This is a genomic window from Paenalcaligenes sp. Me131, assembly GCF_050487225.1.
In the GTDB taxonomy this organism is placed as follows: domain Bacteria; phylum Pseudomonadota; class Gammaproteobacteria; order Burkholderiales; family Burkholderiaceae_B; genus Paenalcaligenes.
Genome location: NZ_JBKQGY010000003.1, coordinates 230,627 through 257,056, shown reverse-complemented (window position 1 = coordinate 257,056; position 26,430 = coordinate 230,627). Strand labels below are relative to the sequence as shown.

31 protein-coding genes are annotated in these 26,430 nt (G+C 50.5%); 18 read left to right on the top strand and 13 right to left on the bottom strand.

What is annotated here, in order from left to right:
- Window positions 1-12: 12 nt before the first annotated feature.
- Window positions 13-699 (bottom strand): GntR family transcriptional regulator, encoded by a 687-nt coding sequence (locus ACLPHM_RS12860; RefSeq protein ID WP_135862265.1) that lies wholly within the window; start codon window positions 697-699, stop codon window positions 13-15.
- A 117-nt stretch (window positions 700-816) separates the two neighbouring features.
- Window positions 817-1,863, bottom strand: coding sequence for a mechanosensitive ion channel family protein (locus tag ACLPHM_RS12855; protein ID WP_430221634.1), 1,047 nt, complete (start codon window positions 1,861-1,863; stop codon window positions 817-819).
- A 231-nt stretch (window positions 1,864-2,094) separates the two neighbouring features.
- Here ACLPHM_RS12855 and ACLPHM_RS12850 point away from each other — a divergent pair, with 231 nt between their 5' ends.
- The gene (locus ACLPHM_RS12850) at window positions 2,095-2,400 is read left to right on the top strand and encodes a hypothetical protein (protein WP_430221633.1); all 306 of its coding nucleotides are present in this window, start codon (window positions 2,095-2,097) and stop codon (window positions 2,398-2,400) included.
- Here ACLPHM_RS12850 and ACLPHM_RS12845 read toward each other — a convergent pair.
- Window positions 2,397-2,996, bottom strand: coding sequence for a helix-turn-helix domain-containing protein (locus ACLPHM_RS12845; RefSeq protein ID WP_430221632.1), 600 nt, complete (start codon window positions 2,994-2,996; stop codon window positions 2,397-2,399). The two genes, ACLPHM_RS12850 and ACLPHM_RS12845, sit on opposite strands and share 4 nt — an antisense overlap.
- Window positions 2,997-3,136: 140 nt before the next feature.
- Here ACLPHM_RS12845 and ACLPHM_RS12840 point away from each other — a divergent pair, with 140 nt between their 5' ends.
- From ACLPHM_RS12840 to ACLPHM_RS12820, 5 genes are read left to right on the top strand one after another with little or no spacing between them, the layout of a single operon-like run.
- A complete protein-coding gene (locus ACLPHM_RS12840; protein ID WP_430221631.1) occupies window positions 3,137-4,267 on the top strand; it encodes an MlaE family ABC transporter permease in 1,131 nt (376 codons plus the stop codon).
- 3 nt (window positions 4,268-4,270) lie between these two features.
- Window positions 4,271-5,122 carry an ABC transporter ATP-binding protein gene (locus ACLPHM_RS12835; RefSeq protein WP_430221630.1) on the top strand — a complete coding sequence of 284 codons (852 nt, stop codon included), beginning with the start codon at window positions 4,271-4,273 and terminating at the stop codon, window positions 5,120-5,122.
- Complete coding sequence (locus tag ACLPHM_RS12830; protein WP_430221629.1) at window positions 5,123-6,064, top strand: MlaD family protein; 942 nt, start codon at window positions 5,123-5,125, stop codon at window positions 6,062-6,064.
- A gap of 45 nt (window positions 6,065-6,109) precedes the next feature.
- The gene (locus tag ACLPHM_RS12825; RefSeq protein WP_430221628.1) at window positions 6,110-6,745 is read left to right on the top strand and encodes an ABC-type transport auxiliary lipoprotein family protein; all 636 of its coding nucleotides are present in this window, start codon (window positions 6,110-6,112) and stop codon (window positions 6,743-6,745) included.
- 30 nt (window positions 6,746-6,775) lie between these two features.
- Entirely contained in the window at window positions 6,776-7,168 is a 393-nt protein-coding gene (locus tag ACLPHM_RS12820) for a VOC family protein (RefSeq protein ID WP_430221627.1), read from the top strand.
- A 16-nt stretch (window positions 7,169-7,184) separates the two neighbouring features.
- Here ACLPHM_RS12820 and ACLPHM_RS12815 read toward each other — a convergent pair whose 3' ends face one another.
- Window positions 7,185-7,664 (bottom strand): Lrp/AsnC family transcriptional regulator, encoded by a 480-nt coding sequence (locus ACLPHM_RS12815; RefSeq protein ID WP_430221626.1) that lies wholly within the window; start codon window positions 7,662-7,664, stop codon window positions 7,185-7,187.
- 135 nt (window positions 7,665-7,799) lie between these two features.
- Between ACLPHM_RS12815 and hppD the strand changes: the two genes are divergently transcribed.
- From hppD to ACLPHM_RS12795, 4 genes are read left to right on the top strand one after another with little or no spacing between them, the layout of a single operon-like run.
- Window positions 7,800-8,885, top strand: a complete 1,086-nt coding sequence (gene hppD / locus ACLPHM_RS12810) for a 4-hydroxyphenylpyruvate dioxygenase (protein WP_430221625.1) — start codon at window positions 7,800-7,802, stop codon at window positions 8,883-8,885.
- Window positions 8,886-8,920: 35 nt separating this feature from the next.
- Window positions 8,921-9,238 (top strand): 4a-hydroxytetrahydrobiopterin dehydratase, encoded by a 318-nt coding sequence (locus ACLPHM_RS12805; protein ID WP_430221624.1) that lies wholly within the window; start codon window positions 8,921-8,923, stop codon window positions 9,236-9,238.
- Between the two features lie 29 nt (window positions 9,239-9,267).
- Entirely contained in the window at window positions 9,268-10,173 is a 906-nt protein-coding gene (gene phhA / locus ACLPHM_RS12800; RefSeq protein WP_430221623.1) for a phenylalanine 4-monooxygenase, read from the top strand.
- 38 nt (window positions 10,174-10,211) lie between these two features.
- Window positions 10,212-10,916 (top strand): SDR family NAD(P)-dependent oxidoreductase, encoded by a 705-nt coding sequence (locus tag ACLPHM_RS12795; RefSeq protein WP_430221622.1) that lies wholly within the window; start codon window positions 10,212-10,214, stop codon window positions 10,914-10,916.
- A gap of 338 nt (window positions 10,917-11,254) precedes the next feature.
- Here ACLPHM_RS12795 and maiA read toward each other — a convergent pair whose 3' ends face one another.
- Genes maiA through ACLPHM_RS12765 form a run of 6 tightly spaced genes read right to left on the bottom strand, consistent with a single transcriptional unit; the run spans window position 11,255 to window position 16,416 of the window.
- Window positions 11,255-11,905, bottom strand: a complete 651-nt coding sequence (maiA, locus tag ACLPHM_RS12790; protein ID WP_430221621.1) for a maleylacetoacetate isomerase — start codon at window positions 11,903-11,905, stop codon at window positions 11,255-11,257.
- A gap of 59 nt (window positions 11,906-11,964) precedes the next feature.
- On the bottom strand, window positions 11,965-12,978 hold the full coding sequence (locus tag ACLPHM_RS12785) for a fumarylacetoacetate hydrolase family protein (protein WP_430221620.1): 1,014 nt from the start codon (window positions 12,976-12,978) through the stop codon (window positions 11,965-11,967).
- 58 nt (window positions 12,979-13,036) lie between these two features.
- Window positions 13,037-14,050, bottom strand: a complete 1,014-nt coding sequence (locus ACLPHM_RS12780; RefSeq protein WP_430221619.1) for a DctP family TRAP transporter solute-binding subunit — start codon at window positions 14,048-14,050, stop codon at window positions 13,037-13,039.
- Between the two features lie 31 nt (window positions 14,051-14,081).
- Window positions 14,082-15,365 (bottom strand): TRAP transporter large permease, encoded by a 1,284-nt coding sequence (locus tag ACLPHM_RS12775; protein ID WP_430221618.1) that lies wholly within the window; start codon window positions 15,363-15,365, stop codon window positions 14,082-14,084.
- A gap of 1 nt (window position 15,366) precedes the next feature.
- Window positions 15,367-15,861: a TRAP transporter small permease gene (locus tag ACLPHM_RS12770; RefSeq protein WP_430221617.1), complete on the bottom strand. Its 495-nt coding sequence runs from the start codon at window positions 15,859-15,861 to the stop codon at window positions 15,367-15,369.
- A gap of 15 nt (window positions 15,862-15,876) precedes the next feature.
- Complete coding sequence (locus tag ACLPHM_RS12765; RefSeq protein WP_430221616.1) at window positions 15,877-16,416, bottom strand: VOC family protein; 540 nt, start codon at window positions 16,414-16,416, stop codon at window positions 15,877-15,879.
- A 190-nt stretch (window positions 16,417-16,606) separates the two neighbouring features.
- On the opposite strand from ACLPHM_RS12765, the gene ACLPHM_RS12760 reads away from it, so the two are divergent.
- Entirely contained in the window at window positions 16,607-17,590 is a 984-nt protein-coding gene (locus ACLPHM_RS12760) for a LysR family transcriptional regulator (RefSeq protein WP_430221615.1), read from the top strand.
- Here ACLPHM_RS12760 and ACLPHM_RS12755 read toward each other — a convergent pair.
- On the bottom strand, window positions 17,587-18,132 hold the full coding sequence (locus tag ACLPHM_RS12755) for a LuxR C-terminal-related transcriptional regulator (protein WP_430221614.1): 546 nt from the start codon (window positions 18,130-18,132) through the stop codon (window positions 17,587-17,589). The genes ACLPHM_RS12760 and ACLPHM_RS12755 overlap by 4 nt on opposite strands.
- 159 nt (window positions 18,133-18,291) lie before the next feature.
- Between ACLPHM_RS12755 and ACLPHM_RS12750 the strand changes: the two genes are divergently transcribed.
- The 3 genes from ACLPHM_RS12750 (at window position 18,292) to ACLPHM_RS12740 (ending at window position 21,221) form a co-directional block, all read left to right on the top strand.
- Window positions 18,292-18,999, top strand: coding sequence for a CoA transferase subunit A (locus tag ACLPHM_RS12750; protein WP_430221613.1), 708 nt, complete (start codon window positions 18,292-18,294; stop codon window positions 18,997-18,999).
- Between the two features lie 5 nt (window positions 19,000-19,004).
- Complete coding sequence (locus ACLPHM_RS12745; RefSeq protein WP_430221611.1) at window positions 19,005-19,646, top strand: CoA transferase subunit B; 642 nt, start codon at window positions 19,005-19,007, stop codon at window positions 19,644-19,646.
- Between the two features lie 159 nt (window positions 19,647-19,805).
- Entirely contained in the window at window positions 19,806-21,221 is a 1,416-nt protein-coding gene (locus ACLPHM_RS12740) for a short-chain fatty acid transporter (RefSeq protein ID WP_430221610.1), read from the top strand.
- Between the two features lie 95 nt (window positions 21,222-21,316).
- On the opposite strand, the gene ACLPHM_RS12735 is transcribed toward ACLPHM_RS12740, so the two are convergent.
- Window positions 21,317-22,078, bottom strand: a complete 762-nt coding sequence (locus ACLPHM_RS12735) for a glutamine amidotransferase (protein ID WP_430221609.1) — start codon at window positions 22,076-22,078, stop codon at window positions 21,317-21,319.
- 138 nt (window positions 22,079-22,216) lie between these two features.
- Between ACLPHM_RS12735 and ACLPHM_RS12730 the strand changes: the two genes are divergently transcribed.
- Together ACLPHM_RS12730 and ACLPHM_RS12725 are read left to right on the top strand one after the other, a co-directional pair.
- Window positions 22,217-23,101 carry a DMT family transporter gene (locus tag ACLPHM_RS12730; RefSeq protein WP_430221608.1) on the top strand — a complete coding sequence of 295 codons (885 nt, stop codon included), beginning with the start codon at window positions 22,217-22,219 and terminating at the stop codon, window positions 23,099-23,101.
- Window positions 23,053-24,660, top strand: a complete 1,608-nt coding sequence (locus ACLPHM_RS12725) for an MFS transporter (protein WP_430222020.1) — start codon at window positions 23,053-23,055, stop codon at window positions 24,658-24,660. The genes ACLPHM_RS12730 and ACLPHM_RS12725 overlap by 49 nt, the downstream gene beginning before the upstream one ends.
- Before the next feature lie 13 nt (window positions 24,661-24,673).
- Here ACLPHM_RS12725 and ACLPHM_RS12720 read toward each other — a convergent pair whose 3' ends face one another.
- Window positions 24,674-25,549 carry a LysR family transcriptional regulator gene (locus ACLPHM_RS12720; protein ID WP_430221607.1) on the bottom strand — a complete coding sequence of 292 codons (876 nt, stop codon included), beginning with the start codon at window positions 25,547-25,549 and terminating at the stop codon, window positions 24,674-24,676.
- 97 nt (window positions 25,550-25,646) lie between these two features.
- On the opposite strand from ACLPHM_RS12720, the gene ACLPHM_RS12715 reads away from it, so the two are divergent.
- Complete coding sequence (locus ACLPHM_RS12715; protein WP_430221606.1) at window positions 25,647-25,991, top strand: DMT family transporter; 345 nt, start codon at window positions 25,647-25,649, stop codon at window positions 25,989-25,991.
- Window positions 25,992-25,994: 3 nt separating this feature from the next.
- Window positions 25,995-26,324 (top strand): multidrug/spermidine efflux SMR transporter subunit MdtI, encoded by a 330-nt coding sequence (gene mdtI / locus ACLPHM_RS12710; protein ID WP_430221605.1) that lies wholly within the window; start codon window positions 25,995-25,997, stop codon window positions 26,322-26,324.
- The last annotated feature ends 106 nt before the right edge of the window (window positions 26,325-26,430 follow it).

The window sequence follows — 26,430 nt, the reverse complement described above, 5'->3', positions numbered from 1 at the left end:
CTCCGATGAGGCTTAGGCTGTAGGTTGTTGTAATTGCAGCAACTGTTCAAAAGGCCAACTGATGTCGGCTTGCAAGGCTTCTTGGGCGGCCTTGGCGTCTTTGTTGCGCAGTGCGTTCACGATAGTTTCGTGATGATCATCGATAGGGGTGCGCTCAGGCCCGCAGTGCTCTCGCACTTCACGTAGGTAGGGCCCAGATTGCAGCCATAGGCTTTCAATCATGCCCAACATGACGGGTGATTGCGCATAGCGATAAATGCAGAAGTGGAACTGCCTATTTAGCTCCAAGCTGGTGGTCATGCCATCAGGCTGGCTACGGCTATGGTGTATATCTTTGGCGAGTTGGGTGAGCAGTGCTAAGTCTGCTTCGCTGACATTGCCAGTGGCCCATTGTGTGACAGCGCCTTCAATTAGCACACGTGAGCGGCGTAAATCTTCGAGGCGCTCAAGCGTAATCAGCGGCACACGCGAAGAACGGCTGCGCATGGGTTCCAGTGCTTGTTGAGCCACCAGTCGGCGTAAGGCCTCGCGCACGGGCATGGTGCTGGTATCTAAATTGTCGGCCAACTCTTGTATGCCCAATACCTGCCCCGCGCGGTATACACCATGCATGATGCGGTTGCGCAGCACCTGATACACCGCGTCGTGAACAGAAGTGCGAACAATAGGCCCTGTTGTGCCGGGAAGATGTGCGTCCATATGTACCCACAAAAAAGAATGTGATTTTTGATCTTTGATCAAAGATATAGGGAGACAAAAAAAACCAACACCCGGGATTTCCCTTGATGTTGGTTTTGATGGGGTGCTGTTAAGGCGTTACGCGGCAGGATCGCTTTGCTTGTTTACGTATAGTGTTTGTGTAGGGTAAGCAAAATCGGCACCGTGTTTTTGTACGATATCGATGATCTTCAGATACACATCTTGTTGTATGCCCAACCATTCTGCCCAAGCGGTAGTTTTGGTGAAACAGTAAATCATGATGTTTAACGACGAATCAGCAAAGGCATCGAAATACACCAAAATGGTTTGCGTTTGGTCTATGTCGGTATTGCTTTTTAAATAGGCGTTAATGTCATCCACAATGACGCGAATTTTGCTGGAGTCTTCGTAGCGTAGACCAATTTGCGTATTGATACGGCGATTTGTCATGCGCCCAGGGTTTTGCACGCTAATAGACGAAAACAGTGAATTCGGTACATACAAGGGGCGGTTATCAAAGGTTTTGATTTTGGTGATACGCCAGCCAATTTCTAACACCGTACCTTCGATATTGCGATCAGGCGAGCTAATCCAGTCCCCAATATTGAAGGGCCTATCGTAGTACAGCATGACGCCCGAGAAGAAGTTGCTCAGAATATCTTTACCGGCCATACCGATGGCAATACCACCAATACCCCCGAAGGCCATCAAGCCCGACAAACTTAGCCCGAAGTGCTCCCCAAACATCAACAGCAGCACCACAAACACAGCAATCTTTAGCATTCGGGCAATGACGCGTGTAGAGGTAGGGTCACTACCTTTGCTGATTTGGTGTTTCTCAAAGAGCGTAATCAGCAGTGATATTTGCCGCAAAACAATCAGGGCGATCACCAAAACGGTGAGAAAGTCGACGACACCAGAGCTGGCTGCACGCAGCTTATAGTCAATGATGGCGTATTCAGCGTACTGGTTTACCGTTAAAGCAAGCGAACACAAGAATGCGCTTTGTATAACGTGAAAGGTGATTTTTCGTGTGAGGCTTTGTTTGCGGCGCAATCGCACATCAGCCCAGAACGCACCGGCTAAGCAAAAGATAGCGATACCAAGACCAACAGAGTACTTAATGAGTAAGTCACTGGATACGGGAAGTAAGTCTTCTGGCATGAGCTGCGTATAACCCAAAATAAAAAAAGGAGAATACCACGGCTATGTGCATGCTTAGGTGTCAAAAAGTGTGCAGAAGCAGCCGTCATAGGCGGCATTGTGGGAGTTTGGCTGCGTTATCTCAGGAAGCGCTTGATTTGATGAATGTCGTTCTATATTATGAACTTTATGTTCTATATATAGAACATCGTTCGTTTTACTGAATTGTTAGTGCTTGAGGGGCATGACATCATGGATATTCTTTTTCTAGGTTCTGATTTGGAAGCCTTTAGTGCGTCTTCCTGTCATACGCGCCATTTGGGTGGGTTATTACGACCTGCCAATCTGCATCGTGTTAAACAATGTTCGTCTTCGGATTTGCATACATTGAAAGAACACAGCATTGATGTGATTATTTTGGACGCTACCGTACCCACGATGGAAAAGAATCAGAAAAACGAAGACATGTTGGGCGCGGTATTGCGTGTCGCCAAGCGCGGTTATATCTTCAACACGCCTGTACCAGCTAGCCATGCAAGGCTTAGCAAAGCGGCCTAACGTCGTATAGATTCCACCACTAGCCACGCGGTGGCGGTGGTGTCTCCAACATTACTAATGGTGTGCGGCTGATCCGCTGGATAGCGGGCGGTATCGCCTGTTTGCAGTTGCTGTTCGCTATTGCCTGACTGTACTTTCCAGTGCCCAGAGAGCACGGTTAAGTGTTCTCTGGTGCCAGTTTCATGCGGGTCAGAGGCCAGCACACCGCCGGGTTCTACCGTTAAGGCATACCATTCTGTAGTACCTGCCAAATCGATGGGGCCTAAAATACGCAGCTCACAGGTACCGTCTTTATTTTTGATGACCGGCGTTGCATGTGCAGGTTGCAAGGTAATGCTAGGCTCAGCCGCCGAGACGGCTTCCATGCCTAAACCCAATATATCCCCTACACTGATGTCTAATGCTTGCGCTAATTTCCACAGTACAGCAATCGTAGGGTTGGTGAGATTGCGTTCAATCTGCGAAAGCATAGACTTGGAGACCCCAGAACGTTTAGATAGGGCATCCAAAGAAAGCTTCTGCTGGCTACGAATGGCTTGAATAGCCTGGCCTACAGGAGGCGGATCGTGCGGAAGGGAGGTCAGGTCCCGTGCCATATCTCTACCTTTATATGGGGTGATTCGGTGGGCTGATTTTACTACGGGCTACAAATTAAATTCTGTGACAATGCACACTGCCCCCATTTTGCTTCTTACCGTTAAAATAGCGTGGGCCAAAATACAGGATAGAGTGATATATGGGGCTTACTCAGGATGCCGTCATCGTAACTGAAACCTCTGGGCAAACGACCATCGTGCGTTTGCAAGGCCAGTGGGAGACCGGCGTATTAAGTGACGAGAAGCACGGCAAACGATTGCTGCCCGAATTACGCAAAGTGGCGGGCAGTACAGCGGTTTCCTGGGATCTTACCCAAGCTCAGGGGCTAGACTACGTGGCTGCCCAAATACTATGGGATTGCTGGGGACGGCAATGGCCAGAACAATTACAGACCACCGATATTCAGCAGGCTATTCTGGAACGCGTGGCAGAGTTCACTGTAGAGCCCGTTACTGAGCCTCAATGTTCATTCTTACAGCGTTCGTTTGTTGGACTGGGGAAAATGACGTTTAACGGTCTGAATCACGCTAAAGGCATGATCAGATTGTTGGGGCAGTTATTGTTGGATGTGCTGACGTTGATTCGTCGGCCCTCACGCGGCCCTTGGCACGACTTCTCGGCCCACTTGTTCAGAATGGGGGCGCAGGCCTTACCCATTACCGCGTTGGTAGGTTTCTTGATTGGTGTGGTGGTGGCCTACTTACTGGCACTGCAATTACGCCAGTTTGGGGCAGACGCGTTTATCGTCAATATCTTGGGTATTTCATTAATTCGTGAGCTAGGCCCGTTGTTGGCCGCCATTTTGGTGGCGGGTAGATCGGGTTCTGCCATCACTGCCCAGATAGGGGTGATGCGTGTTAACGAAGAATTAGACGCCATGCAGGTAATGGGCATTTCGCATGGTTATAGGCTAGTGATGCCTAGAGTTTTAGCGCTGGCGGTGGCAATGCCATTGGTCAGTGTATGGACTACCTTGGCGGCATTATTAGGCGGGATGTGGGCATCAGAAGCCAGTTTGGGTTTGTCACCAGCGTATTTTATACAAGCATTACCGAATGCTGTGCAGGTGGCTAACGTGTGGTTAGCCACGGCCAAGTCAGCCGTGTTTGGTGGCGCTATTGCATTAATAGGGTGTTACTGGGGGTTGTGGGTAAAACCCAATACAGAAAGCTTGGGTGCGGGCACGACCGCGTCGGTGGTGACGTCCATTACGGCGGTCATCTTGCTGGATGCCGTGTTTGCCATCTTGTTTAAAAGCGTGGGGTTCTAAGTCATGCAGCCAACACAGGCCCAAGCCGCAGGCAACGCTAGCGATATCTTGGTAGATATTAAAAAGCTGTGGACCGTTTTTGGCACGGGCGACAAAGCCTTTGCCGTGCACCAAGATCTAGATTTACAAATACGTCGCGGTGAAATACTCACGATTGTGGGGGGCTCAGGTACCGGTAAAACCGTGTTGCTGCGCCATATTTTGGGGTTAACACGTCCTACCAAAGGCACGGTACGCATTGATGGACAAGACCCTGCCTCCTTACCCCCAGAAGGCGCATCAGCACGTATAGGGATGCTATTTCAGCGCGGGGCACTGTACTCGGCATTTAATGTGCTGGATAACGTCGCCTTTGCATTGCGTGAGCAACAAAGCTTGCCAGAGCGAGTCATACGCGATGCCGCGATGGTGAAGCTGCAGATGGTGGGGCTAAAACCCGAACACGCCTCACGTATGCCTTCGGATTTATCGGGCGGGATGATCAAGCGTGTGGCATTGGCGCGTTCTTTGATTATGGACCCGCCGTTATTACTGCTGGATGAGCCTACTGCAGGCTTAGACCCGCGTGGGTCAGATGAGTTTTGTGAATTGCTGTTAGCCATGCACAAAGAGTTGGGCTTTACCGTGGTGATGGTGACGCACGATTTGGACACCTTGTATGCATTGAGTGACAGAGTGGCCGTGTTGGCAGAAAAGAAAGTGATTGTGGAAGGTACGGTAGAAGAAGTCGTGCAGTTCAAACATCCTTTTATAGAACAATTTTTTCTGGGTGAACGAGGCCGTCGCGCACGCGAACCCATGCAATCTTCAGCGGCGGCACAGACCGTCTCGACGCAGCATCTGGAGTCGAAGTAAATGGAAAATAAATCACATGCCATGGCAGCTGGCGTTTTTGTGCTGGTTGTTGCAGCACTCTTGAGCTTGCTAGCCTATTGGCTGACCCGTGATCAGGGTACGTACGTGGATTACGAGCTTTCCAGCCCTCAGGCTGTGACAGGCTTACAGCCGCAAGCAGCCGTACGCTACAAAGGCGTAACGGTGGGTCGAGTGGCCTCTATAGGCTTTAATGACGAGCAGCCAGGTCTGGTCATCATCCATATTAAAGTAGAAGAATCCACCCCTATTTCGGCCAAAACCTATGCCACTCTAGGCTACCAAGGCGTGACCGGTTTGGCGTATATAGAGCTGGATGATGACGCCGTGGCGCAGCCGGTATTAGGAACGACGGAAAGCGGGTATAGGCGTTTAGAAATGCGCCCATCGCACTTGAGCCGTTTGGTGGAAATGGGGCCAGAGTTCTTGGGGGAAATCCAAGAAACAGTGATGAGCCTGAACACCTTACTGAGCAAAGAAAATCAGCAAGTATTAATGAAGTCCATCGCCGGGATGGGGGAGGCCGCACAAAATGCTGCTGACGTCATGGAAGGGTTGAAGCCGGTAGTGGCGACCATTGCTAAAGACATTGAAACAGACATGCAGGTCATACGTCAGGCAGCGGGCAATCTGGCCAAAATGGGCCAAGACGTCAGTGGCATTGTGCAAAGTATGCGTGCGCCTGGTGGCGTCATCCCGAATTTGCAGCAAGCAGCGCAGTCGTTGTCAGTCGTAGGTTCAGAGTTGGGTAATGCCACACTGCCAGGCTTGCAGCGCATGATGGAAGAAGTCAGCGGTGCAGTACAAGAAGTCAAAGTATTGATCCATCAAGTGTCCAGCAACCCGCAACGCTTCCTGTATGGCCCAGATAGTAGTCAGCCAGGGCCTGGCGAGCGTGGCTTTAGAACGCCTGCTGCGAACTGATAGGGGGATCACAACATGGTTGCGATACAAGGAAAACTACATTCCATGAAGAAAAGCATAGCTCTCAAGGCAGGCTTGGTAGCAGGGGCAGTATTGCTGTCTGCTTGCTCTGTTTTGCCTAAACCACCTGCCACGGCAACGTTATACGATTTGGGGCCAGCCATTAGCAAACCAGTAGACTTGCCTGTGGGCAAGCGTCCTGTGATGGTGGCTGCGATTACTGGTCAGGGCTTGATCCCCGGTAGCACGGCGATGCTGTACCGCTTTGCCAATGTGGATCAACAGTTGCGTGCGTATCAAGAGGCGCGTTGGAGCCGACCTATTGAACAACTGTTTGGTTTGCAGTTGCGCCAACAGTTAGAGCAAGGTCGCCCTGTTTTGGATACCGAATTCAGCGTGACGCGTATGCGAGCAGGCGATCAGTATCCGCTGGTGCTGCGTGTAGACATAGAAAACTTTGAGCAAATCTTCCAAGATGATCAACACAGCAAAGCCGTTGTGCAATTGCGTGCCACTTTGGTTGAGCCCGGTGCTACGGGCGACAAACTCTTGGCACAGCGTACGTTCGTGAGCACCATTGATGCGCCTGAAGCGAATGCTGCAGGCGGGGCGCAAGCTTTGGCTAATGCTAGCCGTACGTTGGCGGGTGAAATTGATCGTTGGTTACGCAATTACGAGTAATGTAACACACATTCATTGGGTGGGAGCAGCATGAAGTTCGGCTACACGATTATTTATGTGCCTGATGTGGATGCATCTTTGAGCTTTTTTACACAGGCTTTCGGCTTTAAACGCAGGTTTTTGCATGAGTCGGGTGAGTATGGCGAGTTAGAAACCGGCCAAACTACACTGGCTTTCGCCGCGCATTCCTTGGGCGAAACCAATTTCTCAACTGGGCACGTAGAGGCCCATACTTCAGAAAAACCGCTGGGTGTAGAAGTCGCGTTTGTGACCGAAAATGTGCTGAAAGCCCACCGAAAGGCTTTGAAAGCGGGGGCAATAGAGCTTGAGGCGCCTATTATCAAACAGTGGGGGCAGGCGGTATCGTATGTACGCTGCCCCGACGGGACGTTAGTAGAATTGTGTAGCCCTGTTGGCGGCTAAGTCAGTATAGAAAGGGCTAAATCGGTAGCCCTTTTTCTTCTTTTACCCATTCCAACACAAAGCTGGTACGACAATCACGCACGATCTCGTGGCGTAGTAATTTGTCGGATAAAAAGCGTGAAAAATGCGCCATGTCGCGCACCACTACACGCAACATGTAGTCCATTTCGCCTGCTAACGAGACACAGCTCACCACTTCAGACCATGACTGCACCAGTGATCTAAACATTTCACGTGGGCTGTTCTTGGCGTGTGAGCTTTGTTTTTCTAACCGCACACTAATATAAGCCGTAAGCCCTATATCAATGGCTTCGGGCAGAATGGTGGTGCGGTAGTCCAGAATTATCCCTTCGGTTTCTAACCGTTTCACACGACGTAATACGGCAGACGAGGACAGCCCTACTTGCGAAGCTAGCTCGTCAAACGAGGCACGCGCTTGTAGTTGCAGTAGGCGCAATATTTGTATGTCGGTCTTATCAAGCTTAAATTCATTCATTTCTTTAACTAAATGCCTAATTTATGCAGGAATCCTGCATATTATAGGGTTTAACTGAGCTGTTTTTGCATTTTTAGTGCGGTGGTTGAGTCTTAAAATAAAACTATCTAAAAGTCTGTTTTTCAGGAGAAGGTTATGGCGGATTTGTTTGAAAACCCAATGGGTCTGGATGGTTTTGAATTTGTGGAATTTGCGTCCCCAGAACCCGGTCTGCTGGAACGCACTTTTGAATTGATGGGCTTTACCGAGGTGGCTAAGCACCGTTCAAAAGACGTATCGCTGTACCGTCAAGGCGACATTAATTTCATCGTTAACCGTGAGCCCAATAGCGAAGCAGCGTACTTTGCCGCCGAACATGGCCCTAGCGCCTGTGGTATGGCCTTTCGTGTGCGTGATGCACATCATGCGTACAACCGTGCTTTAGAGCTGGGTGCAAGGCCCATTGAGATTGACACCGGCCCTATGGAGCTGCGTTTGCCTGCTATACGCGGTATTGGTGGTGCGCCGTTATACCTGATTGACCGCTACGCCGATGGCCAGTCTATCTATGACATTGACTTTGAGTTTATCGAAGGCGTTGACCGTCACCCTGTTGGTTATGGTTTTAAATTTATCGATCACCTGACGCACAACGTGTACCGTGGTCGCATGTCGTTCTGGGCTGATTTCTACGAGAAACTGTTTAACTTCCGTGAAATCCGCTATTTCGATATCAAAGGTGAGTATACCGGTCTGGTTTCCAAAGCCATGACAGCGCCAGATGGTAGAATTCGTATTCCTCTTAATGAAGAATCGGCTCAAGGGTCAGGGCAGATCGAAGAGTTTTTGCTGCAGTTCAACGGGGAAGGCATACAGCATATTGCGCTGCTGTGTGATGACATCTTCCACGGTGTGGATCAGTTGATTAAAGCCGGTGTGCCGCTGATGAAAGCGCCGCCAGCCACCTACTATCAAATGCTAGAGTCGCGAATTCCCGGGCATGGTGAAAACGCTGACGAATTGAAAGCACGTGGCATCTTGTTGGATGGTACGGCTGAAGGTGGTCAACGACGTCTGTTGCTGCAAATTTTCTCTGGTACGTTACTAGGCCCTGTGTTCTTTGAATTTATCCAACGTAAAGGCGATGAAGGCTTTGGCGAAGGAAACTTTAAAGCACTATTTGAGTCCATTGAGCGTGACCAAATTGAACGCGGTGTGCTGGGCACAGCAACAGCTGAATAAGCCACATCGCATGTAACCATCAAGGAACGATGATCATGTTGAAATTGGATGACCAGGAAAGACAAATAGCATTAGAACAATTGCCTTCCTGGCAGTATGAAGCACAACGTGGCGGGTTGATCCGACGCACGTTTGTGCTGCATGACTTTACTGAAGCTTTTGCATTCATGACGCAAGTGGCTTTGCATGCCGAAAAACATGATCATCACCCCGAGTGGAGCAATGTCTATAACCGAGTAGAGATTGTGTTGACCACACACGATGCCGATGGGTTGAGCCAGCGCGACATTGCACTGGCCCATATTATTGACTCTGTGTTTGCTCGATGCGCGGCATCAGCAGATCAGGCCTGATGCAGGTTTGATAGCAGGAGGATACCCACATGGTAGAAGCACAAAGCAGTACGTTGGATAGCGCCAAGCATGGCTTGGCAGCGGGCGATAACTTTCAGCCAGAACGCGCCGATTGGACCATTGATCAAGGGTGGGATCGCTATACGGCCGACGAGCATGGCGTATGGAAAACACTGTTTGAGCGACAAACCAAATTGTTGCCACAGCGCGCCTGCAAAGAGTTTGTAGAAGGCATGAAAAAGCTGCCTATTTCTGCTGACAAAATCCCGCACTTCGAGCAGTTGAGCGAGGTGCTGATGAAGCACACGGGTTGGCAAGTGGTCGCCGTGCCGGGGTTGGTGCCTGATGATGTGTTTTTTGAGCACTTGGCCAATAGGCGCTTTCCTGCTGGGCAATTTATACGCAAGCCGCATGAACTGGATTACCTAGAAGAACCCGACGTGTTTCACGACGTGTTCGGCCACGTGCCCATGTTGATGAACCCGGCCATTGCCGATTACATTCAAGCCTACGGCAAAGGTGGTTTGCGCGCTAAAGAATTAGGGGTATTGCACCGTTTGGCTCGCGTGTACTGGTACACCGTTGAGTTCGGCTTAGTGCTAGAAGATGGTGCACCACGCATTTACGGTGCGGGTATTGCCTCGTCCCGCACAGAAAGCGTCTTTAGCTTAGAAGACGATTCGCCTAACCGTATAGCGTTTGAGTTAGATAGGGTGATGTGTACCAATTACCGTATCGATGATTTCCAAGAAAGCTATTTTGTGATCAAGGATCTGGATGCGTTGCTGGAATTAGCAGCCATTGATTTCCAGCCGGTCTATGACCGTATTGCAACGCGCCCTGATTTAGACCCCGGTACTATTTTGGCTGAGGATACGGTGTATCACCGTGGCTCTGGCCGTTACCATGCAAACAAAAAGTCTGTGGCGAAATAAGCGTCAGGCTGAATTCTTAACGTAGTCAGGAAGTGAACATGCAAAATACGCACTCACCGGTGGTGATGATTAGTGGCGCTGGTGGTAATTTGGGGCAGGCGGTAGCGCAGCACTTTGCGAAAAAAGGCGCGCGCTTAGTACTGGTGGCACGTAACCGCAAAGCGTTGGAAGCCGTGGCGCCAGAAGGCGATAACGTGTATTACCTGCAGGCTGATTTGATGCAGCCTGAAGCCTTGCAGCAAGGTGTGGCAGACGCTGTGAAGCAGTTTGGCCGCATTGATGTATTGTGCAACGTGGCGGGTGGTTTTCACATGGGTGAACCCGTGCATGCCACGCCATTGGCAGCTTGGCAGCAGCAATACGATATGAACGTTATGACGGTATTGCACACAGTACAGGCTGTGGTACCGCACATGCTGCAACAAGGTAGTGGCAAGGTGGTAAACGTAGGGGCTTTTGCATCACGCCAAGGTTTGGCTGATATGGGCGCCTACATTGCAGCAAAAAGTGCGGTAAGTCGTATCACAGAAAGCATGGCAGCCGAGCTACGTGAGCAGGGCATTAATGTAAATTGTGTATTGCCTACTATCATTGATACGCCACAAAACCGTGACGCTATGCCGGATGCAGACCCAGCTCGTTGGGTCAGTCCAGAGAAGCTGGCGGCAGTCATTGGCTTTTTGGCATCAGAGGATGCCAGTGCTATTCACGGTGCCTGCGTGCCGGTAACTGGGCTGAGCTAATCTACCCTTGGTCCGTAGCGTTTGGGATTGCTAAGTAGAAAGCAAAGACGCTGAAACCTACGGATCAACCACTGTATGCAATAGCCTTTCCTTCATTGCTTGCAACGAGCTTTACGATGGTCGCTGTTGAGATAATAAGTACTTCTGCGACAAGATAAGGGGCATTTTATTCTGCCCCTTTTTGCATCGTGCAAACACGAAGCTAGTATTGCTTCAGAAAGGGCAGTAAACCTATCCACAGTCAGAACAACCGGGGGACGGAGAGGAAACTTTTTTGATTTGGTGTACAAATCACAAAAAGTATTCCGCAGTCCCCAGCGTGTGCGATGAATACGATTTTATGCCTCAGCGTCGGGTTGCTGCGCTGGTGCAGCTTGATGAAACGCGGGTAGCGCTTCGCAAGCGTCTACGATACGGCTAATCGTAGGGTAGTCTTCCATAGGTAGCTTGAAACGCTTAGCGTTGAATACCTGAGGTATCAAGCAGCAGTCGGCAAGTCCGGGTGTATCGCCGTGGCAGAAGGTGCCCGTATGAGGGTCGTTTGCCAGCATGGTTTCTACAGCTGCCAAGCCTTGTTTCAGCCAGTGCAAATACCACTCGGTTTTCTGATCGTTATCCACACCCAAGGTGTTCTGCAAATACTTCAAGATGCGCAGATTGTTGATGGGGTGAATATCGCAGGCAATGGTTAACGCCAAAGCTCGTACACGCGCACGCTCAGCAGGCGTAGCAGGCAGTAAAGCGACGTCTGGGTGGGTCTCATCCAGATACTCGATAATCGCTAACGACTGCGTCAATGTTAGGCCATCATCGGTTTCCAGACTGGGGACTATGCCCATAGGGTTTTTTGCCAAATACGCAGGCTGATATTGCTGTCCGCCATCCCGCAATAGGTGCACAGGGATGATCTCAAAAGGCAGTTTTTTCAATGCGAGGGCAATACGAACCCTATATGCCGCAGAACTGCGGAAATAACTATATAGTTTCATGGGATCTAGGCCGGTGAGGGCTACCCGCCTGCGTCACGCAGACGGGCACACCTAGTGGATTAGGAGTTTGGTACTACGCGTTGTTCAATAGAGCCAAAAATGCTTTGGCCTTGCGCATCCAGCATCTCAATTTTCACAGTGTCGCCGTACTTCAAGAACGGTGTTTGTGGCGCACCGGTTTCAATGGTTTCGTACATACGTACTTCCGCCAAGCAGCAGTAACCTACGCCACCGTTCTCAATGGAAGAACCGTGCAGGTTGCCCTGTTTGTTGGATACCGTACCCGAACCAATGATAGAACCTGCTTCTACTTCGCGTGACTTAGTGACGTGTGCGACCAATTGTGCAAAGTTGAAGGTCATGTCGGTGCCAGCATCTGGGTTACCAAACAGTTTGCCATTCAGGTGCACAGTCAAAGGACGGTGTACTTTGGTGTCTTGCCATGCATCGCCCAGTTCGTCTGGTGTCACCGCTACTGGCGAGAAAGCCGAAGCGGGTTTGGATTGGAAGAAACCAAAACCTTTGGCCAATTCACCTGGAATCAGGTTACGCAGCGATACGTCATTCACCAGCATCAGCAAACGGATAGCACCGGCAGTTTGTTCTGGTGTAGCGCCAATAGGCAAATCGCCAGTGATCACAGCGATCTCGGCTTCCAGATCAATACCCCATTCTTCAGAGGGAACAGGAATATCGTCACGTGGGCCGATGAAAGAGTCGGAACCGCCTTGGTACATCAAGGGGTCAGTCCAGAACGAGGCTGGAAGTTCAGCGCCACGAGCACGACGTACCAATTCAACGTGGTTCACGTAAGCAGAGCCATCTGCCCATTGGTAAGCACGTGGCAGTGGAGAATGTACGGCTTGGCTATCAAAGGGTTTTGCATCAGCCACTTCGTTACGGTTCAATGCGTCGTAAACGGTTTGCAGCTGAGGTGCAACCTGCTCCCAGTTATCCAGGGCAGCTTGCAGGGTGGCAGCGATCTGGGGCACGGGCGTGTAGCGTGTCAATGTCCGGTCTACAACGATCAGGGTACCATCACGGCCACCTTGTTTCAGGGTAGCAAGTTTCATAATGACTTTTCCTTATTCGGAATTGGTGGGGCAGGGCTACGCGGTAGCCCCAGCTGTATTAGTTAGCAGGAGCAGCGCGCAGCTTCTCGATTTCGGAGAAGGTCTCAGCAGCGAACTCAGGGCCGATTTCTGCGTTAAAGCTTTCCCATACAGGCTGCATTTTTTCGCGGAATCGAACCATTTCGGCGTCGCTTACTTCGTTAACTTCTAAACCTTGAGCGGCCAAAGCGGCTTGGGCGTCAGCGGCTTGCTGGCGAGCAATTTCGCGCTGGTAAATACGGGTTTCTTCAGCAGCTTCTTTGATGATCTGTTGATCTGCTTCAGACAGTTTGTCCCAGAATTTTTTGGATGCCAGAGGCAAGAATGCGCCGTAGGAGTGTTTAGTCAACGACAGGTATTTCTGCACTTCACCCAGTTTCAAGGATGACGTTACAGCAGTAGGTGTACCTTGGCCGTCGATGGTGCGAGTTTCCAATGCGGTGTAGATCTCAGGCACAGCTAAGGACACAGGGTTTGCGCCCAGTGCTTTCAGAGTTTCTTGAGAAATCTTGGCTTGTACGGCACGGAATTTCAGGCCTTCGAAGTCTTCAGGCTTAGTAATAGGGTGCTTGCTGTTGGTCGCGTTGAAGAAACCGTTTTCCCAGTACGCCAAACCTACTAAGCCTTTTTCTGGCAATTGATCCAGCAAACGCTGACCAATAGCGCCATCCAAAATGGTGTCAGCTTCTTGTTCGTTAGCGAACAAGAATGGGTAATCCAGAATCTCAAACTCACGCACCATACCGGTCAGGGTAGAGGTTTGTGGCACGGTAAATTCAATGGTGCCGCCTTGCAAAGCCGAGGTTACTTGTACGTCGTTACCCAACGCTGCGTTGTAGTAAGGGCGGATTTTGATGCGGCCATCACTTTTCTCTTTGACCAGATCAATAAACTTCGCCACACCCAAACCTTGGTGTGAAGTTTTAGGCAGTGTTACCGCAAATTTTGCATCAATAGTCTGAGCAACAGCGGCGCTGGACAGCAGGCCGGTAGCCAGTAATACACCCAATTTTTTTAGTAGCGTAGTGCGCATAGGGATATCTCCAGAATAATAAGTATTGTGTTTACCGCCACCACGAAGCAGGTGTGATAACCAGCTGTGGGAACAAAATAAGCAGTATCAAAATCAGTAGCTCAGCGATCAAGAAAGGCATCACACCACGTGTTGCGCGTTCAATGCTGATCTTGCCCAGCGAGCTTACGACGTTCAGTACCACCCCAATTGGGGGCACGATCATGCCAATCGCGCAGTTCATCACAAACAGCACGCCTAGGTACACAGGGTCTACACCAGCATCTACAGCGATAGGCACGAACACGGGTGCAAAAATCAGCACCAATGGGATCATGTCCAACACCATACCTGCGGTGAAGACCACAGCCATCATCACAGCAACCAACAAGATAGGATTGTCGGTAAAGACATCCATCCACTCACCAACTTGGTAAGGAATGTCGGCGATGGTGATCATGTAAGAGGCCACCATAGCCAATGCAGCCAAAATCAATACCACGGCCGATGAACGGGCTGACATCAGCAAGCAGTGATAAATGCGGCTCCAGGTGAGTTCGCGGTAAATCACCGTACCTACAAACAGCGCGTACGCCGCAGCCACTACAGCGGCTTCTGTAGGGGTGAAAATACCAAAGCGCAAACCACCAATAATGATCACGGGCATCAGTAGAGCCCAGAAGCTTTGGTACATCACTTTCAAACGCTCACGCATAGGAACGCGAGGGTTGATAGTGACCGTAGTATCTTTGCGGGACACTAAGTACCACGCTACGATCAGCGATACGGCCATCAAAATACCGGGCACAATACCAGCCATAAACAGGCGGGTAATGGACACGTTGGTCACTACACCAAACAGCAGCAAACCGATGGAAGGTGGCAATACGGGGGCAATAATCCCGCCAGCCGCCATCAAACCACCTGCACGTGCAGGGTCGTAACCAGCTTGGCGCATCATAGGCATCAAGATCGCTGCTAACGCAGCCGTATCTGCCACGGCAGAACCGGACAAACTGGCTAACAGTAGAGCAGCAAAAATCGTGACGTAACCTAGACCACCACGTAGGTGACCAAAGAAGGCGCTAGCCAAATTCACAACACGTTTAGACAAACCGCCGGCGTTCATAAACTCGCCAGCCAGAATGAAAAACGGCACTGCCATCAGAATGAAGTTATCTGCGCCGCCAATAGCGTTCTGTACCACGATTTGGGTATCGAACGAGTCGGTGGCCATCATGATGCTGATGGCAGAAAACAGCAGGGCAAAGGCGATGGGCATGCCGATAAAAATCAGCCCAACCAAAATGCCAAGAAACAATAATACGGCGGTCATGTTATTCGTCTCCGCCTGGGAAGCCTGTGGGGCTAGTAATGCTTTCCCACATATTCAAAATGGTACTCAAAGCTAAACCCACACCAAAAACAATAGCCGTGCCGTACAACCAAGCATAAGAAATGCCCAGCACAGGGTAGCTATTGTCCATATTGATCACGGTTTGCTTCCAACCGCCAATAACGAAAATAATGCCGCCAACCAGCATGAATAAACTGCTGATAGCTACCAAAATCTTGCGGGAGGTAGGCGAGCGTTTGGCCAGAAAGGAATTAAAAGCAATGTGGGCGTGCTGACGAGTTGCCAGCACCGCGCCAAGGAAGATCAGCCAGACAAACAGCAGTCTTGCTAATTCTTCCGAAACAGCAATACCCGAGTCGAAGCCATAGCGCAGAATGACATTACCGAATACCAGTACGGCCATGATGGCAAGGCAAACGACTAGAAACAGCTCTAGCCCCTTGTTGATCCAATGTGTCAGGGATTTAAGAAACATGCGTGATCCAGAGGTTTAGTTGGCCTGATAGCTGCCGTCATGCATCCACTGTGCATGTTGTGGGGCTTTTTTGGTGCGATCCCACTCTTCCAACATTGCCCATTTCACGTCGTCCAGTTTCTTGCTCATGTCTGGGGTCGCAGTGTTTGCAGCCAATTCCAGACGGTGGCCGTTAGGATCAAAGAAATAGATGGATTTGAAAATGGTGTGATCAGTAGGGCCAACCACGGAAATGCCATCGGCTTCCAAAGTGGCTTTAGTGCGCATCAAGTCGTCTACGGAATCTACTTCTAGCGCCAAGTGCTGCACCCAGGTAGGTGTGTTCGTGTCACGACCCATTTCTGGTCGGGTAGGCAGCTCAAAAAACGCCAATACGTTACCGTTACCTGCATCCAAGAATACGTGCATGTAAGGATCGGGTTCTTTAGTGGAAGGCACTTCATTTTCAGCAATAGCTAGGATGAAACGCATGTTCAGGTACTTGCCGTACCACTCCACAGTTTCCTTAGCGTTTTTACAGCGGTAAGCAACGTGGTGAATTTTTTTGATTTGCATGGATGTCCCCTTAAAGGTAGAGCTGTGACCATGTGGGCCTTGTAGCCACATAAGGAGCCAGAAGTGGCCCAGATCACACAGTGACGAACCTATTACAAGGCATAATTACTTATAAAACAAATGATATTTATGGATTGTTATATCAATTTACCTTATAAATTAGGGGTAACCATTAGATAAGGAAAACGTTGTGTCTGCTGATCAATTACAGCTTTTGCGTAGTAAGCGTAACGTGACCTTACGGCAGTTGCGCGCCTTTGTGGCGGTGGCACGCACGGGGAGCTTTTCGTTGGCGGCTGAGAGCTTGTTTGTAAGTCAGTCTGCTGTCAGTGCGCTGATCAAAGAATTAGAGACGGCTTTAGGCTTAGTGCTGATTGATAGAAGCACGCGTAGGCTGCAGTTATCCGAGGTGGGGGAAGATTTATTACCCATTATTGGAAAGGTGCTGAACGATCTAGACCATGCGCTGGATGAGTCGGCTAACTTAAAAGACCTCAAAAGTGGGTTGGTGCGTATTGCCGCTCCACAGTTGATGTCGTCCACCTTATTGCCAGGCATTATCGCGGCTTACACGCAGCGTTACCCCGGCATACGGGTGAAGCTGGTGGATTGCGCCGTAGAAAGCGTGGTGTCGCGGGTGTTTTCGGGTGAAGTAGACATAGGCTTAGGGCCAGAGCGAGACAACAATTCTGATATTCATGCTCAAGCACTCTTTAAAGGGCCGTTTATGGCAGTGTTCCCACCGGGGCACCCATTAGAAAAACTGCGTAGGGTGTGCTGGTCAGATTTGACGCAATACCCGCTGATCTCGTTGCAGGGGCAGTTTATTGAGCGTTTGTCTGAGGATCTGTACGGCGCCATTCGTGGCATGGTGTTAGAGCCAGCCAATGAAGTCACCTTTATGTCTACCGCCTTGGCGATGGTGAATGCCGGTTTGGGTGTGACCATTTGCGTGGCTTATGCCACCCCATTAGTCAAACTGTACCAATTAGAAATGCGGGCCTTATATCGCCCCGTGATCACGCGTAGTTTTTATTTGTTTACCCGACAAGGGCGGGCGTTATCACCAGCGGCGACTAGCTTTATACACTTCTTGCACGAATACATGGGGCAGCACCCTATGTTGAAAGCAACGGGGCGTGGTAAAGCAGCGAAAACGTATGAGCAAGATTAAACGCTAAGCATTTTTTGTATGAGGTCAGCCGTAGAACTGGCCCCAAATTTTTGCATTAGGCGCGAGCGATGGATTTCCACGGTACGGTGGCTAATGCCTAGTTCTTTGCCTATGACTTTGGCGCTTTTACCTTCTAGTACACGGGCGGCCACTTCGCGTTCGCGTGGTGTTAATTGGTGTTCTGAAATAGGGCGTTGCTCGCTGATGTCCTCAAAGCTCCAAATGCCAGCATCGTGCGGTTTTTCACGGTCAAACGAGCGACCTGTTACATGGCACCAGAAGAACTGCCCACATGCACGCTTCATGATGCGGCTGTCTGAATACAGGCCTGTGGCATTCATGATCGGGGGGATACGTAGCCCTAGGCGTTCAAACTCATCTGCCGTGGGGTACAGCGTGAGAAAAGACTGCCCCACTAGTGCCTCACGGGTAGTCTGGAAAATCTCACAGACCCGCTGATTGCACTCCACAATGGTGCGATGACGCGAGATAACGAGACCGATTGGGGCCATTTCAAAGGCCAACCGGTAATCCTCCAGCATTGACAAAGCCTCTCCTGTACGAAAAACTACGTATGCGCTTACGTAGTGCATCTTGGTAAATTATCATAGCAAGCACCTTAAGCTGCCAAGTCTACCTACCATTATCTGTAAAGTGTGGCAGGATAGACTTGATGAATAATTATTGACGGAGGACTTACCTTGAACAAACTCTATCCTTCGGCGGCGGAAGCTCTGAAAGGCGTAGTAGCTGATGGCCAGACTCTGGCTGTAGGCGGCTTTGGCCTATGTGGCATTCCTGAAGCATTGATTGATGCGCTGCGTGACTCTGGTGTGAAAAACCTGACTGCCATTTCCAATAATGCAGGTGTGGATGGCTTCGGTCTAGGCAAACTATTAGAGACCCGACAAATCAAGAAGATGATTTCTTCTTACGTAGGTGAAAACAAGGAGTTCGAACGCCAGTACTTGTCCGGCGAACTGGAACTAGAATTTACCCCCCAAGGTACGTTGGCTGAAAAGCTGCGTGCTGGTGGCGCAGGTATTCCTGCATTCTTCACTAAAACTGGCGTAGGTACCTTGGTAGCAGAAGGTAAAGAGCTGCGTGAGTTCAACGGTGAAACCTACGTAATGGAAGAAGCTCTGGTTGCGGATGTGGCGCTGATTAAAGCCCATAAAGCGGACAAATCCGGAAACCTGCGTTTCCGTTACACCGCACGTAACTTCAACCCAGCGGCAGCTACCGCAGGCAAAATTACCATTGTAGAAGTGGAAGAAATCGTGGAAGTGGGCGAGTTGGCTCCTGACGATGTGCATTTGCCCGGCATTTATGTACATCGCATTGTGCATAACCCCAATCCCGAGAAGCGCATCGAACAGCGCACCATTTCCACCAAGGCAGGAGCTTGATAGTCATGGCATGGACCAAAGATCAAATGGCGGCTCGCGCGGCCAAAGAATTGCAAGATGGTTTCTATGTGAACCTAGGGATTGGTATTCCTACGCTGGTGGCTAACCATGTACCTGAAGGCATTGAGGTTTGGCTGCAAAGCGAAAACGGTATGTTGGGTATTGGCCCATTCCCTACCGAAGACGAAGTGGATGCTGACCTGATCAACGCGGGTAAACAAACCGTGACCACACTGCCAGGTTCGTCTATTTTCGGTAGTGATCAGAGCTTTGCCATGATTCGTGGCGGCAAAGTGAACTTGTCTATTTTGGGCGCTATGCAAGTCACTGCAGCGGGTGACTTAGCTAACTGGATGATTCCAGGCAAAATGGTGAAAGGCATGGGCGGCGCGATGGACTTGGTGGCCGGTGTGAAACGTGTGATTGTGCTGATGGAGCACGTTGCCCGTAAAAAAGATGGCACTACCGACCTTAAAATCCTGCCAGAGTGCACATTGCCTTTGACAGGTGTAGGTGTAGTAGACCGCATCATCACCGACTTGGGTGTGATGGATGTCACGCCAGATGGCCTGAAATTGGTTGAGTTGGCTGAAGGCGTAAGCTTCGACGAAATCCAGTCTCAAACAGGTGTTCCTCTGTTGAGGTAGAATCGCGGCATCCGATGGTGACGGCCACGGGCCGCACAGCGGAATTTATAAGCCATAGCACCAATAAATGGCTGGCCCTCATAAGGGGTCAGCCATTTTTTTGTGCAGTGATGTAATGGTTCTGATCTGTATACACAATAAAATATTCGGAGAAGTTGCATGTCTACATTACAAGAGAGCCGATCGGCTCGTTTTGCCATGCGTTGTGCCAGTTGGGCAGAACGTTGGTTTCCAGACTCATGGGTGTTCGCAACCTTGGCAGTGCTGATCGTAGCAGTGGCGGCATTAGCCATTGGTGCGCCAGTAGGGGCAACCGCTAAAGCATTTGGGGATGGTTTTTGGAGCTTAATACCCTTCACCATGCAGATGGCTTTTGTGGTGATTGGTGGTTATGTGGTGGCCAGTTCAGGGCCTGCTTCTAAGTTAATTGACCTGTGTGCCAGAGTGCCTAAAAATGGTCGCTCAGCGGTGGCATGGGTAGCCATTGTTTCTATGTTGGCATCGCTGCTGAACTGGGGTCTGAGTTTAGTGTTTGGTGGTTTGTTGGTGAAAGCCTTGGCGCGCCGTACAGACATTAAAATGGATTACCGTGCAGCAGGTGCGGCAGCATATTTGGGGTTAGGTGCAGTATGGGCATTGGGCTTGTCATCATCGGCAGCGCAGTTGCAAGCTAACCCAGCTAGTTTGCCACCATCCATTTTGGCTATTACAGGTGTAATTCCGTTTACAGAAACGATTTTCTTGTGGCAATCCGGCGTGATGCTACTGACATTGATCGTGGTATCGGTAATCGTGGCCTACATGACGGCTCCTAGCGATGGTGCTGCTAAAGATGCAGAAGCGTGCGGTGTAGACCCTACGGTTGAAGTGCCTAAAGCCTTTAAACCTACACGCCCAGGTGAGTGGTTAGAGCACAGCCCACTGCTGATCATTGTGTTGGTATTGTTGGCTGGTGGTTGGTTATGGCAAGAGTTCGCCACTAAGCCTGCGATTTTGGCAATTTCTGGTTTGAATACCTATAACCTGTTGTTCTTGATGGCAGGGGCGTTGTTGCACTGGCGTCCACGTAGTTTCTTGGAAGCTGTGGCCAAAGCGGTGCCTACAACTACAGGTGTGTTGATCCAGTTCCCGCTGTATGGCTCTATTGCTGCCATCATGACCACGGTTCAGGGCTCTGGTGATCACACTATTGCGCATTACATTTCCGAGTTCTTTGTGAGCATTGCCTCACACGATACCTATGCATTGTTGATGAGTGTGTACTCGGCAGTACTGGGCTTCTTCATCCCGTCGGGCGGTGGCAAATGGATTATTGAAGCACCGTACGTGATGCTGGTGGCTAACCAATTGGAATACCACTTGGGTTGGGCAGTACAGATCTACAACGCTGCGGAAGCCTTGCCTAACTTAATTAACCCCTTCTATATGTTGCCATTACTAGGGGTATTGGGTGTGAAAGCACGGGATCTGATTGGGTTTACCTTTGTGCAGTTGTTAGTGCATATCCCAGTAGTCTTGCTGTTGCTGTGGGGGCTTGGACAAACGCTGGTTTACTTTGCACCAATACAGCCTTAGTAGGTAGCGCGTGTTTTAACCCGTTGCAATGTTGAATCAAAAAAGGCCAACCCTAATCATGGTTGGCCTTTTTGCTGCGATGTGTGGTGGGGTACTTAGTTAGCATTAACCGCAGCACCGATGTTGGAGACGGCTGGTGTGGTAGCACACAACTCAACGAAATCATGCAGAATTTTCCGCGCGACAGGTGTAGAGCCTAAGGCTGCACACATAGCCGGAATATCGTAGCCTTCAGTGCTAAACAGCGCCTCACGTCGGCTTAAAAAGTAGCTCATCACCTCGGTAGAAAATTCAGGGTGAAATTGCAGCGATAAAGCGTAAGGGCTGTAGCGCAAAATCTGATGGGCATCGTGCTCAGACGATGCCAGTATCGTGGCTTGCTCGGGTGGTTGCAAAACACTTTGTTCATGCGTGAGGTTAGCCATAAAGGTGGGCGGCAAACCAGCCAGCAGAGGGTCGTTTTGAGCTCCGTCATGCAACTGTATGGGCAATTGCCCTATTTCACGCCCAGCAGGGTGGTAATCCACCACGCCACCCAGGGCGTGAGCAATCAATTGATGACCATAGCAAATGCCCAGTAAGGGGAGTTGCTGCTCTATTGCTAGTCGTATCCAGTCGGCGGTGTACTCACTCCATGGCTCACGGTCTGTCACCATCGACGTAGAACCCGTCAAAATAGCACCCGCGAGCAGGTGGGGTTCTGGCAAGGTATCGCCCGAGGCGGGATACAGTACTTTTACGGTAATGGAAGTCTCGGGTAGTGCGGCAATCACCCAATCCGATTGCACGCCCAGTTTTTGCTGTATATCCAGCGGTGGGTCGCCCATTTGTAAAATAGCCAAGACCTTATGTTGCATGATGTGGTGTGTATAAAACGCAAAAAGAAAGGAGTGATCATTGTTATCGGACTACGTAGTGCGCAGTCAGCAATGAATACTATAAGATAGCAGCTTATAGTGTTATGTACATTTTTCTTCTTTCTATAAGTCCCCAACATGTTTTCGATGAGTAAGCAGGAATTAGCTCTGGTCGCAGTGACCATGTTGTGGGGAACTACCTTTCTGATCATACACACAGCCATGCAATACAGCGGTCCGCTGTTTTTTGTGGGGCTGCGCTTTGTGACGGCAGGACTTATAGGGTGGGTAGTATTCAGGCACGCCATGCGTGGCATAACACGCACAGAATTGTTGGCTGGCACGGTCATAGGCGCGAGTATCTTTGCAGGCTATGGCTTGCAAACCTATGGGCTGCAAACCGTCAGCAGCAGCATGTCGGGTTTTATCACCGCGCTTTACGTGCCCATCGTGCCCTTGTTGCAATGGATGGTATGGCGTAAAGCACCTAGCCTCATGACTTTAATAGGGGTCACGTTAGCGTTTGTGGGGTTAGTGTTATTGGCGGGACCAACGACGGCAGGTTTCAGTTTGAGCGCGGGTGAAATTGCGACGCTGATAGGAGCTTTTGCCATTGCGGTAGAAGTGATATTGATCGGTTATTTTGCCGGTAAAGTGAATGTGCAACGCATTACGGTGGTGCAAACAGGGACAGCAGGCGTGTTGTCATTTCTCTGTATGCCCATAGCAGGTGAGTCCATTCCCGAATTTTCGTGGGTGTGGTTGGTGGCAGCGGTAGGGTTGGGCTTAAGTAGTATGGTGATTCAGTTCACCATGAACTGGGCGCAGCGTACGGTGACGCCCACACGGGCCACTCTGATCTATGCCAGCGAACCGGTATGGGCTGGCATAGTAGGGCGAATGGCGGGTGATAGATTGCCTGCTGTTGCCATTATCGGTGGCGCACTGATCGTATTGGGCGTATTGGTCAGTGAATTCAAGTTGCCACGACGAAAAAAACGCGCTCGAACCGAAGCGACCTAGTCGCTGTTGTTTATCTGGAGAAGTCTTTGTCACACGTGACAAATAATCGCTGGCTGGTATTGCTAGCGGTAATGCTGCTGTTCTTTCCTATCGTGCTGGATTTTACGATCCTGCATATTGCTATCCCTTCACTCACCTTGGCGTTGCAAGCCAGTGGCACCGAAGTGTTGTGGATTATTGATCTCTACTCACTGGTGATGGTGAGTATGTTGATTCCTATGGGAACGCTGGCTGACCGTATAGGCCATAGGCTGTTGCTGCTATGGGGTGTGGTGGTGTTTACCGCTATGTCCATCTTGGCGGCCTACGCTTGGTCATCGGTAGTGTTGATTCTGGCGCGTGCCTTAATGGCATGTGGTGCCGCCATGGTGATCCCTTCTTTGTTGGCTATCATCCGACAAAGCTTTGATGACCCCAAAGAGCGTGCCTTAGCATTAGGGCTGTGGAGCGCCGTAGGGTCTGCGGGGGCGGCATTGGGCCCGTTAGTGGGCGGTGCGCTGCTGGAGCATTTCTGGTGGGGCTCGGTGTTTTTAGTGAATGTACCCATTATGCTCGTTGTGGGGCCTATGGCGTATGTACTGATTCCACGTCATTTTGTGACGGGCAAAGGGGACTGGACTATAGGCCAGGCGCTGATCCTCATGGTGGGCCTATTAGCCGCCGTATATGGTGTGAAATCAGGCTTTAAACCGGATGGTGACTGGGGCTACAGTTTGTTGTTCTGCGCCATAGGTGTGGGGCTATTAGCCTGGTTTGTGCAAAAGCAGCGCCATTCTGATGCTCCGATGTTGGACATGGGCTTGTTTGCGCTGCCTGCGCTGCGCACAGGGGTGCTAATGGCCACTGTCGTGATGGGGGCGTTGGCAGGTGTAGAGCTCACCATCGCACAAGAGCTGCAGTTTGTATTGGGTAAAAGTCCGCTTACCGCAGCCTTGGTGATGTTGCCCTTGATGGTGTCCTCGGCTGTAGGTGGGCCGTTGGGAAGTATGCTCTTGGCGCGCGTGGGGCTGCGACCTATTGCTACCTTATCGTTGTTGGTGTCGGCCTTGAGCTTATTCGGTTTGGGGGCCAGCGACTTCAGTCAGGTAGGTCTAGGTATCAATATCATGCTGATCGGTTTGGGGTTGTCGCTAAGCGTGGGTTTAACGGCTTCCTCAGTGGCGATCATGGGTAGCACGCCAGAAGAAAAAGCCGGTGCCGCTGGGGCCCTCAGCGCCAGCAGCTATGATTTGGGTTCCGCGTTGGGGATTGCTGGGTTTGGCTTGGTGTTAACCGCGAATTACGCCAACCACATCCAACTACCCGCAGGGTTGCCGCCCGAGGTAGCCAGCAAAGCTGGTTTGTCTATTGGCGAAACGATGCTGATGGCCCAGCAGTTGGGGGCAGAGCAAGGCCATGCCTTGGTTCTCGCTGCACAAAATGCGTATTCCAGTGCGCATAGCATGGTGCTGTTTTCTGCGGCGGCATTGGTGGCGTTGCTAACGGGTGTGGTGTGGCGTGTATTACGTCATTACCAATCGCCTGAAGATGCCAGCGCCTCTGCTGAGCAGGGCGCTTAAATACAGCACCTTCTTACACAGGGCGTTTTAGCAGTTCGGCAAAGCGTTTCTCAACCCAGCGAGCCGTTGGGTTGAGGGCTTGACCTTGTAACCACAGCATACGCACTGACAAAAGAGGCAAGACCAATGATGGGCAATGCACTTGCTTGAGCGGTTTGGGATAGCTGTCGTCAGTCGCAACGTTTAACGGCAAGATTGCCCAGCCCACATCATCAGCCACCATCTCGGCAATACTGTAGAAACTATCGGAATGCCACAGTCGTGTGCTGTAGGTGGGTTCTTCGTCGCCGTCGGTGTGCATCACCAGTTGCCGATATTGCATCAGGTCTTTGCGGCTAACGGGTTGCTCTTGTAGTAAAGGGTGGCCACTGGCGACGAAAATCCCTTGAGGCACTGTACTGATATGGCGCTGATCAAAGTAGTCGTGCACCGTTTCACGGTCGTAGTGAAAGGCAATTTCGGCGCGTTGCTGTTCTACGTATCCGGCGACTTCGGCGGCTGTGCCATTTAACAACGTCAGTTCAAGCTGCGGAAATCGATCGGAAATTTCGCGTATTAAGGTGCGTATGGCGGTGTAGGGTAGGGCTTCGTCTAACGCCAGAGATAACGAGGCGTCATCCCCTGCTGCCAGTGACTGCGCACGCTGCTCAAGCTCTTGCGCTTGGCGTAGCAATTCGCGGGCTTCCATCAGTAGTACACGCCCCGCTTCGGTCAGTTGGGCGCTGCGTCCGCTGCGTGTAAACAACTCTACGCCAAGGTCTGCTTCCAGCATGGAAATAGCTGTGCTGACCGCCGACTGGGCCTTACCCAAATGTCGTGCCGCAGCACTGATAGACCCCTGCTCGGCAGTGATCACAAATTGTCGAAGTTGCTCTAGGCTCCATTGCATAACGCCATCCTATCTCAAATTCAGATGGGAGTCATCTTTGGGTTTTTGATGAGTGGGAGGAGAATAGCTCCGTGTTCCGCGTTATATGAGGATTATCGTGTTAGTCAAACCTTGGCTGTTCCTGTTGGCAGCCATAGCAGCAGAGATAAGTGGTGTGACCACCATGAAGTTAGTTTCCGACTCTGGATCTTGGGAAGCTCTGTTGTTCATGTATGCCATGATTGGCTTGTCTTTTTATTTCTTAGCAACGACGATGCAGTATTTACCAATGGCTCTGGCTTATGCCACCTGGGAGACTATTGGATTGATCGCCATTGCTTTTATCGGATTCCGATTTTTTGGTGAACAAGTTGGTACGCTAAAGCTGGTTGGTATGGGCGTGCTGATGGTAGGCGTAATGCTGGTAAATCTCGGTGTTCCACATCAGGTGGAGGAGTCATAAACCATGCAAAACGCAGAATGGATTCACTATTTTTTTATGTTGGCCGCTATCCTGTTGGAAGTGACCGCTAACATATTCATCAAATATTCAGATGGTTTCAAGAAGCGCTGGGCTGGGTTTCTTGGCATCGGTAGTATTCTTCTTTCGTTCACTGCACTTTCACAGGCTGTACAGGGCATAGATTTATCTATTGCGTATGCGTTGTGGGGTGGTACCGGTATATTCTTGACCACGATGGCAGGGCGCGTGTTCTTCCAACAACGTTTGAACCGCTCTGGGTATGTGGGTATAGGCTTTATTGTGTTGGGTGCTTCAATCTTGAAACTCGCGTAATTGTTGAGTAAGGCGTCATACGTTAGCAGTAGATGACGGTTGTGCGCTGAGTAAAGTGGGTATTCACACTATATATCTTTGATGCCAAATCGCTACTATGAAACAT

Coding starts and splice junctions, on each gene's coding strand:
- ACLPHM_RS12720 (WP_430221607.1), bottom strand. CDS start 25,549: ATGCAATGGAGCCTAGAGCAACTTCGACAATTTGTGATCACTGCCGAG.
- ACLPHM_RS12740 (WP_430221610.1), top strand. CDS start 19,806: ATGTCTACATTACAAGAGAGCCGATCGGCTCGTTTTGCCATGCGTTGT.
- ACLPHM_RS12765 (WP_430221616.1), bottom strand. CDS start 16,416: ATGCAAATCAAAAAAATTCACCACGTTGCTTACCGCTGTAAAAACGCT.
- ACLPHM_RS12860 (WP_135862265.1), bottom strand. CDS start 699: ATGGACGCACATCTTCCCGGCACAACAGGGCCTATTGTTCGCACTTCT.
- ACLPHM_RS12835 (WP_430221630.1), top strand. CDS start 4,271: ATGCAGCCAACACAGGCCCAAGCCGCAGGCAACGCTAGCGATATCTTG.
- mdtI (WP_430221605.1), top strand. CDS start 25,995: ATGCAAAACGCAGAATGGATTCACTATTTTTTTATGTTGGCCGCTATC.
- ACLPHM_RS12855 (WP_430221634.1), bottom strand. CDS start 1,863: ATGCCAGAAGACTTACTTCCCGTATCCAGTGACTTACTCATTAAGTAC.
- ACLPHM_RS12785 (WP_430221620.1), bottom strand. CDS start 12,978: ATGAAACTTGCTACCCTGAAACAAGGTGGCCGTGATGGTACCCTGATC.
- ACLPHM_RS12820 (WP_430221627.1), top strand. CDS start 6,776: ATGAAGTTCGGCTACACGATTATTTATGTGCCTGATGTGGATGCATCT.
- ACLPHM_RS12850 (WP_430221633.1), top strand. CDS start 2,095: ATGGATATTCTTTTTCTAGGTTCTGATTTGGAAGCCTTTAGTGCGTCT.
- ACLPHM_RS12815 (WP_430221626.1), bottom strand. CDS start 7,664: ATGAATGAATTTAAGCTTGATAAGACCGACATACAAATATTGCGCCTA.
- ACLPHM_RS12730 (WP_430221608.1), top strand. CDS start 22,217: ATGTTTTCGATGAGTAAGCAGGAATTAGCTCTGGTCGCAGTGACCATG.
- ACLPHM_RS12735 (WP_430221609.1), bottom strand. CDS start 22,078: ATGCAACATAAGGTCTTGGCTATTTTACAAATGGGCGACCCACCGCTG.
- ACLPHM_RS12805 (WP_430221624.1), top strand. CDS start 8,921: ATGTTGAAATTGGATGACCAGGAAAGACAAATAGCATTAGAACAATTG.
- ACLPHM_RS12845 (WP_430221632.1), bottom strand. CDS start 2,996: ATGGCACGGGACCTGACCTCCCTTCCGCACGATCCGCCTCCTGTAGGC.
- phhA (WP_430221623.1), top strand. CDS start 9,268: ATGGTAGAAGCACAAAGCAGTACGTTGGATAGCGCCAAGCATGGCTTG.
- ACLPHM_RS12770 (WP_430221617.1), bottom strand. CDS start 15,861: ATGTTTCTTAAATCCCTGACACATTGGATCAACAAGGGGCTAGAGCTG.
- ACLPHM_RS12795 (WP_430221622.1), top strand. CDS start 10,212: ATGCAAAATACGCACTCACCGGTGGTGATGATTAGTGGCGCTGGTGGT.
- ACLPHM_RS12755 (WP_430221614.1), bottom strand. CDS start 18,132: ATGCTGGAGGATTACCGGTTGGCCTTTGAAATGGCCCCAATCGGTCTC.
- ACLPHM_RS12745 (WP_430221611.1), top strand. CDS start 19,005: ATGGCATGGACCAAAGATCAAATGGCGGCTCGCGCGGCCAAAGAATTG.
- ACLPHM_RS12775 (WP_430221618.1), bottom strand. CDS start 15,365: ATGACCGCCGTATTATTGTTTCTTGGCATTTTGGTTGGGCTGATTTTT.
- ACLPHM_RS12825 (WP_430221628.1), top strand. CDS start 6,110: ATGAAGAAAAGCATAGCTCTCAAGGCAGGCTTGGTAGCAGGGGCAGTA.
- ACLPHM_RS12780 (WP_430221619.1), bottom strand. CDS start 14,050: ATGCGCACTACGCTACTAAAAAAATTGGGTGTATTACTGGCTACCGGC.
- ACLPHM_RS12830 (WP_430221629.1), top strand. CDS start 5,123: ATGGAAAATAAATCACATGCCATGGCAGCTGGCGTTTTTGTGCTGGTT.
- hppD (WP_430221625.1), top strand. CDS start 7,800: ATGGCGGATTTGTTTGAAAACCCAATGGGTCTGGATGGTTTTGAATTT.
- ACLPHM_RS12840 (WP_430221631.1), top strand. CDS start 3,137: ATGGGGCTTACTCAGGATGCCGTCATCGTAACTGAAACCTCTGGGCAA.
- maiA (WP_430221621.1), bottom strand. CDS start 11,905: ATGAAACTATATAGTTATTTCCGCAGTTCTGCGGCATATAGGGTTCGT.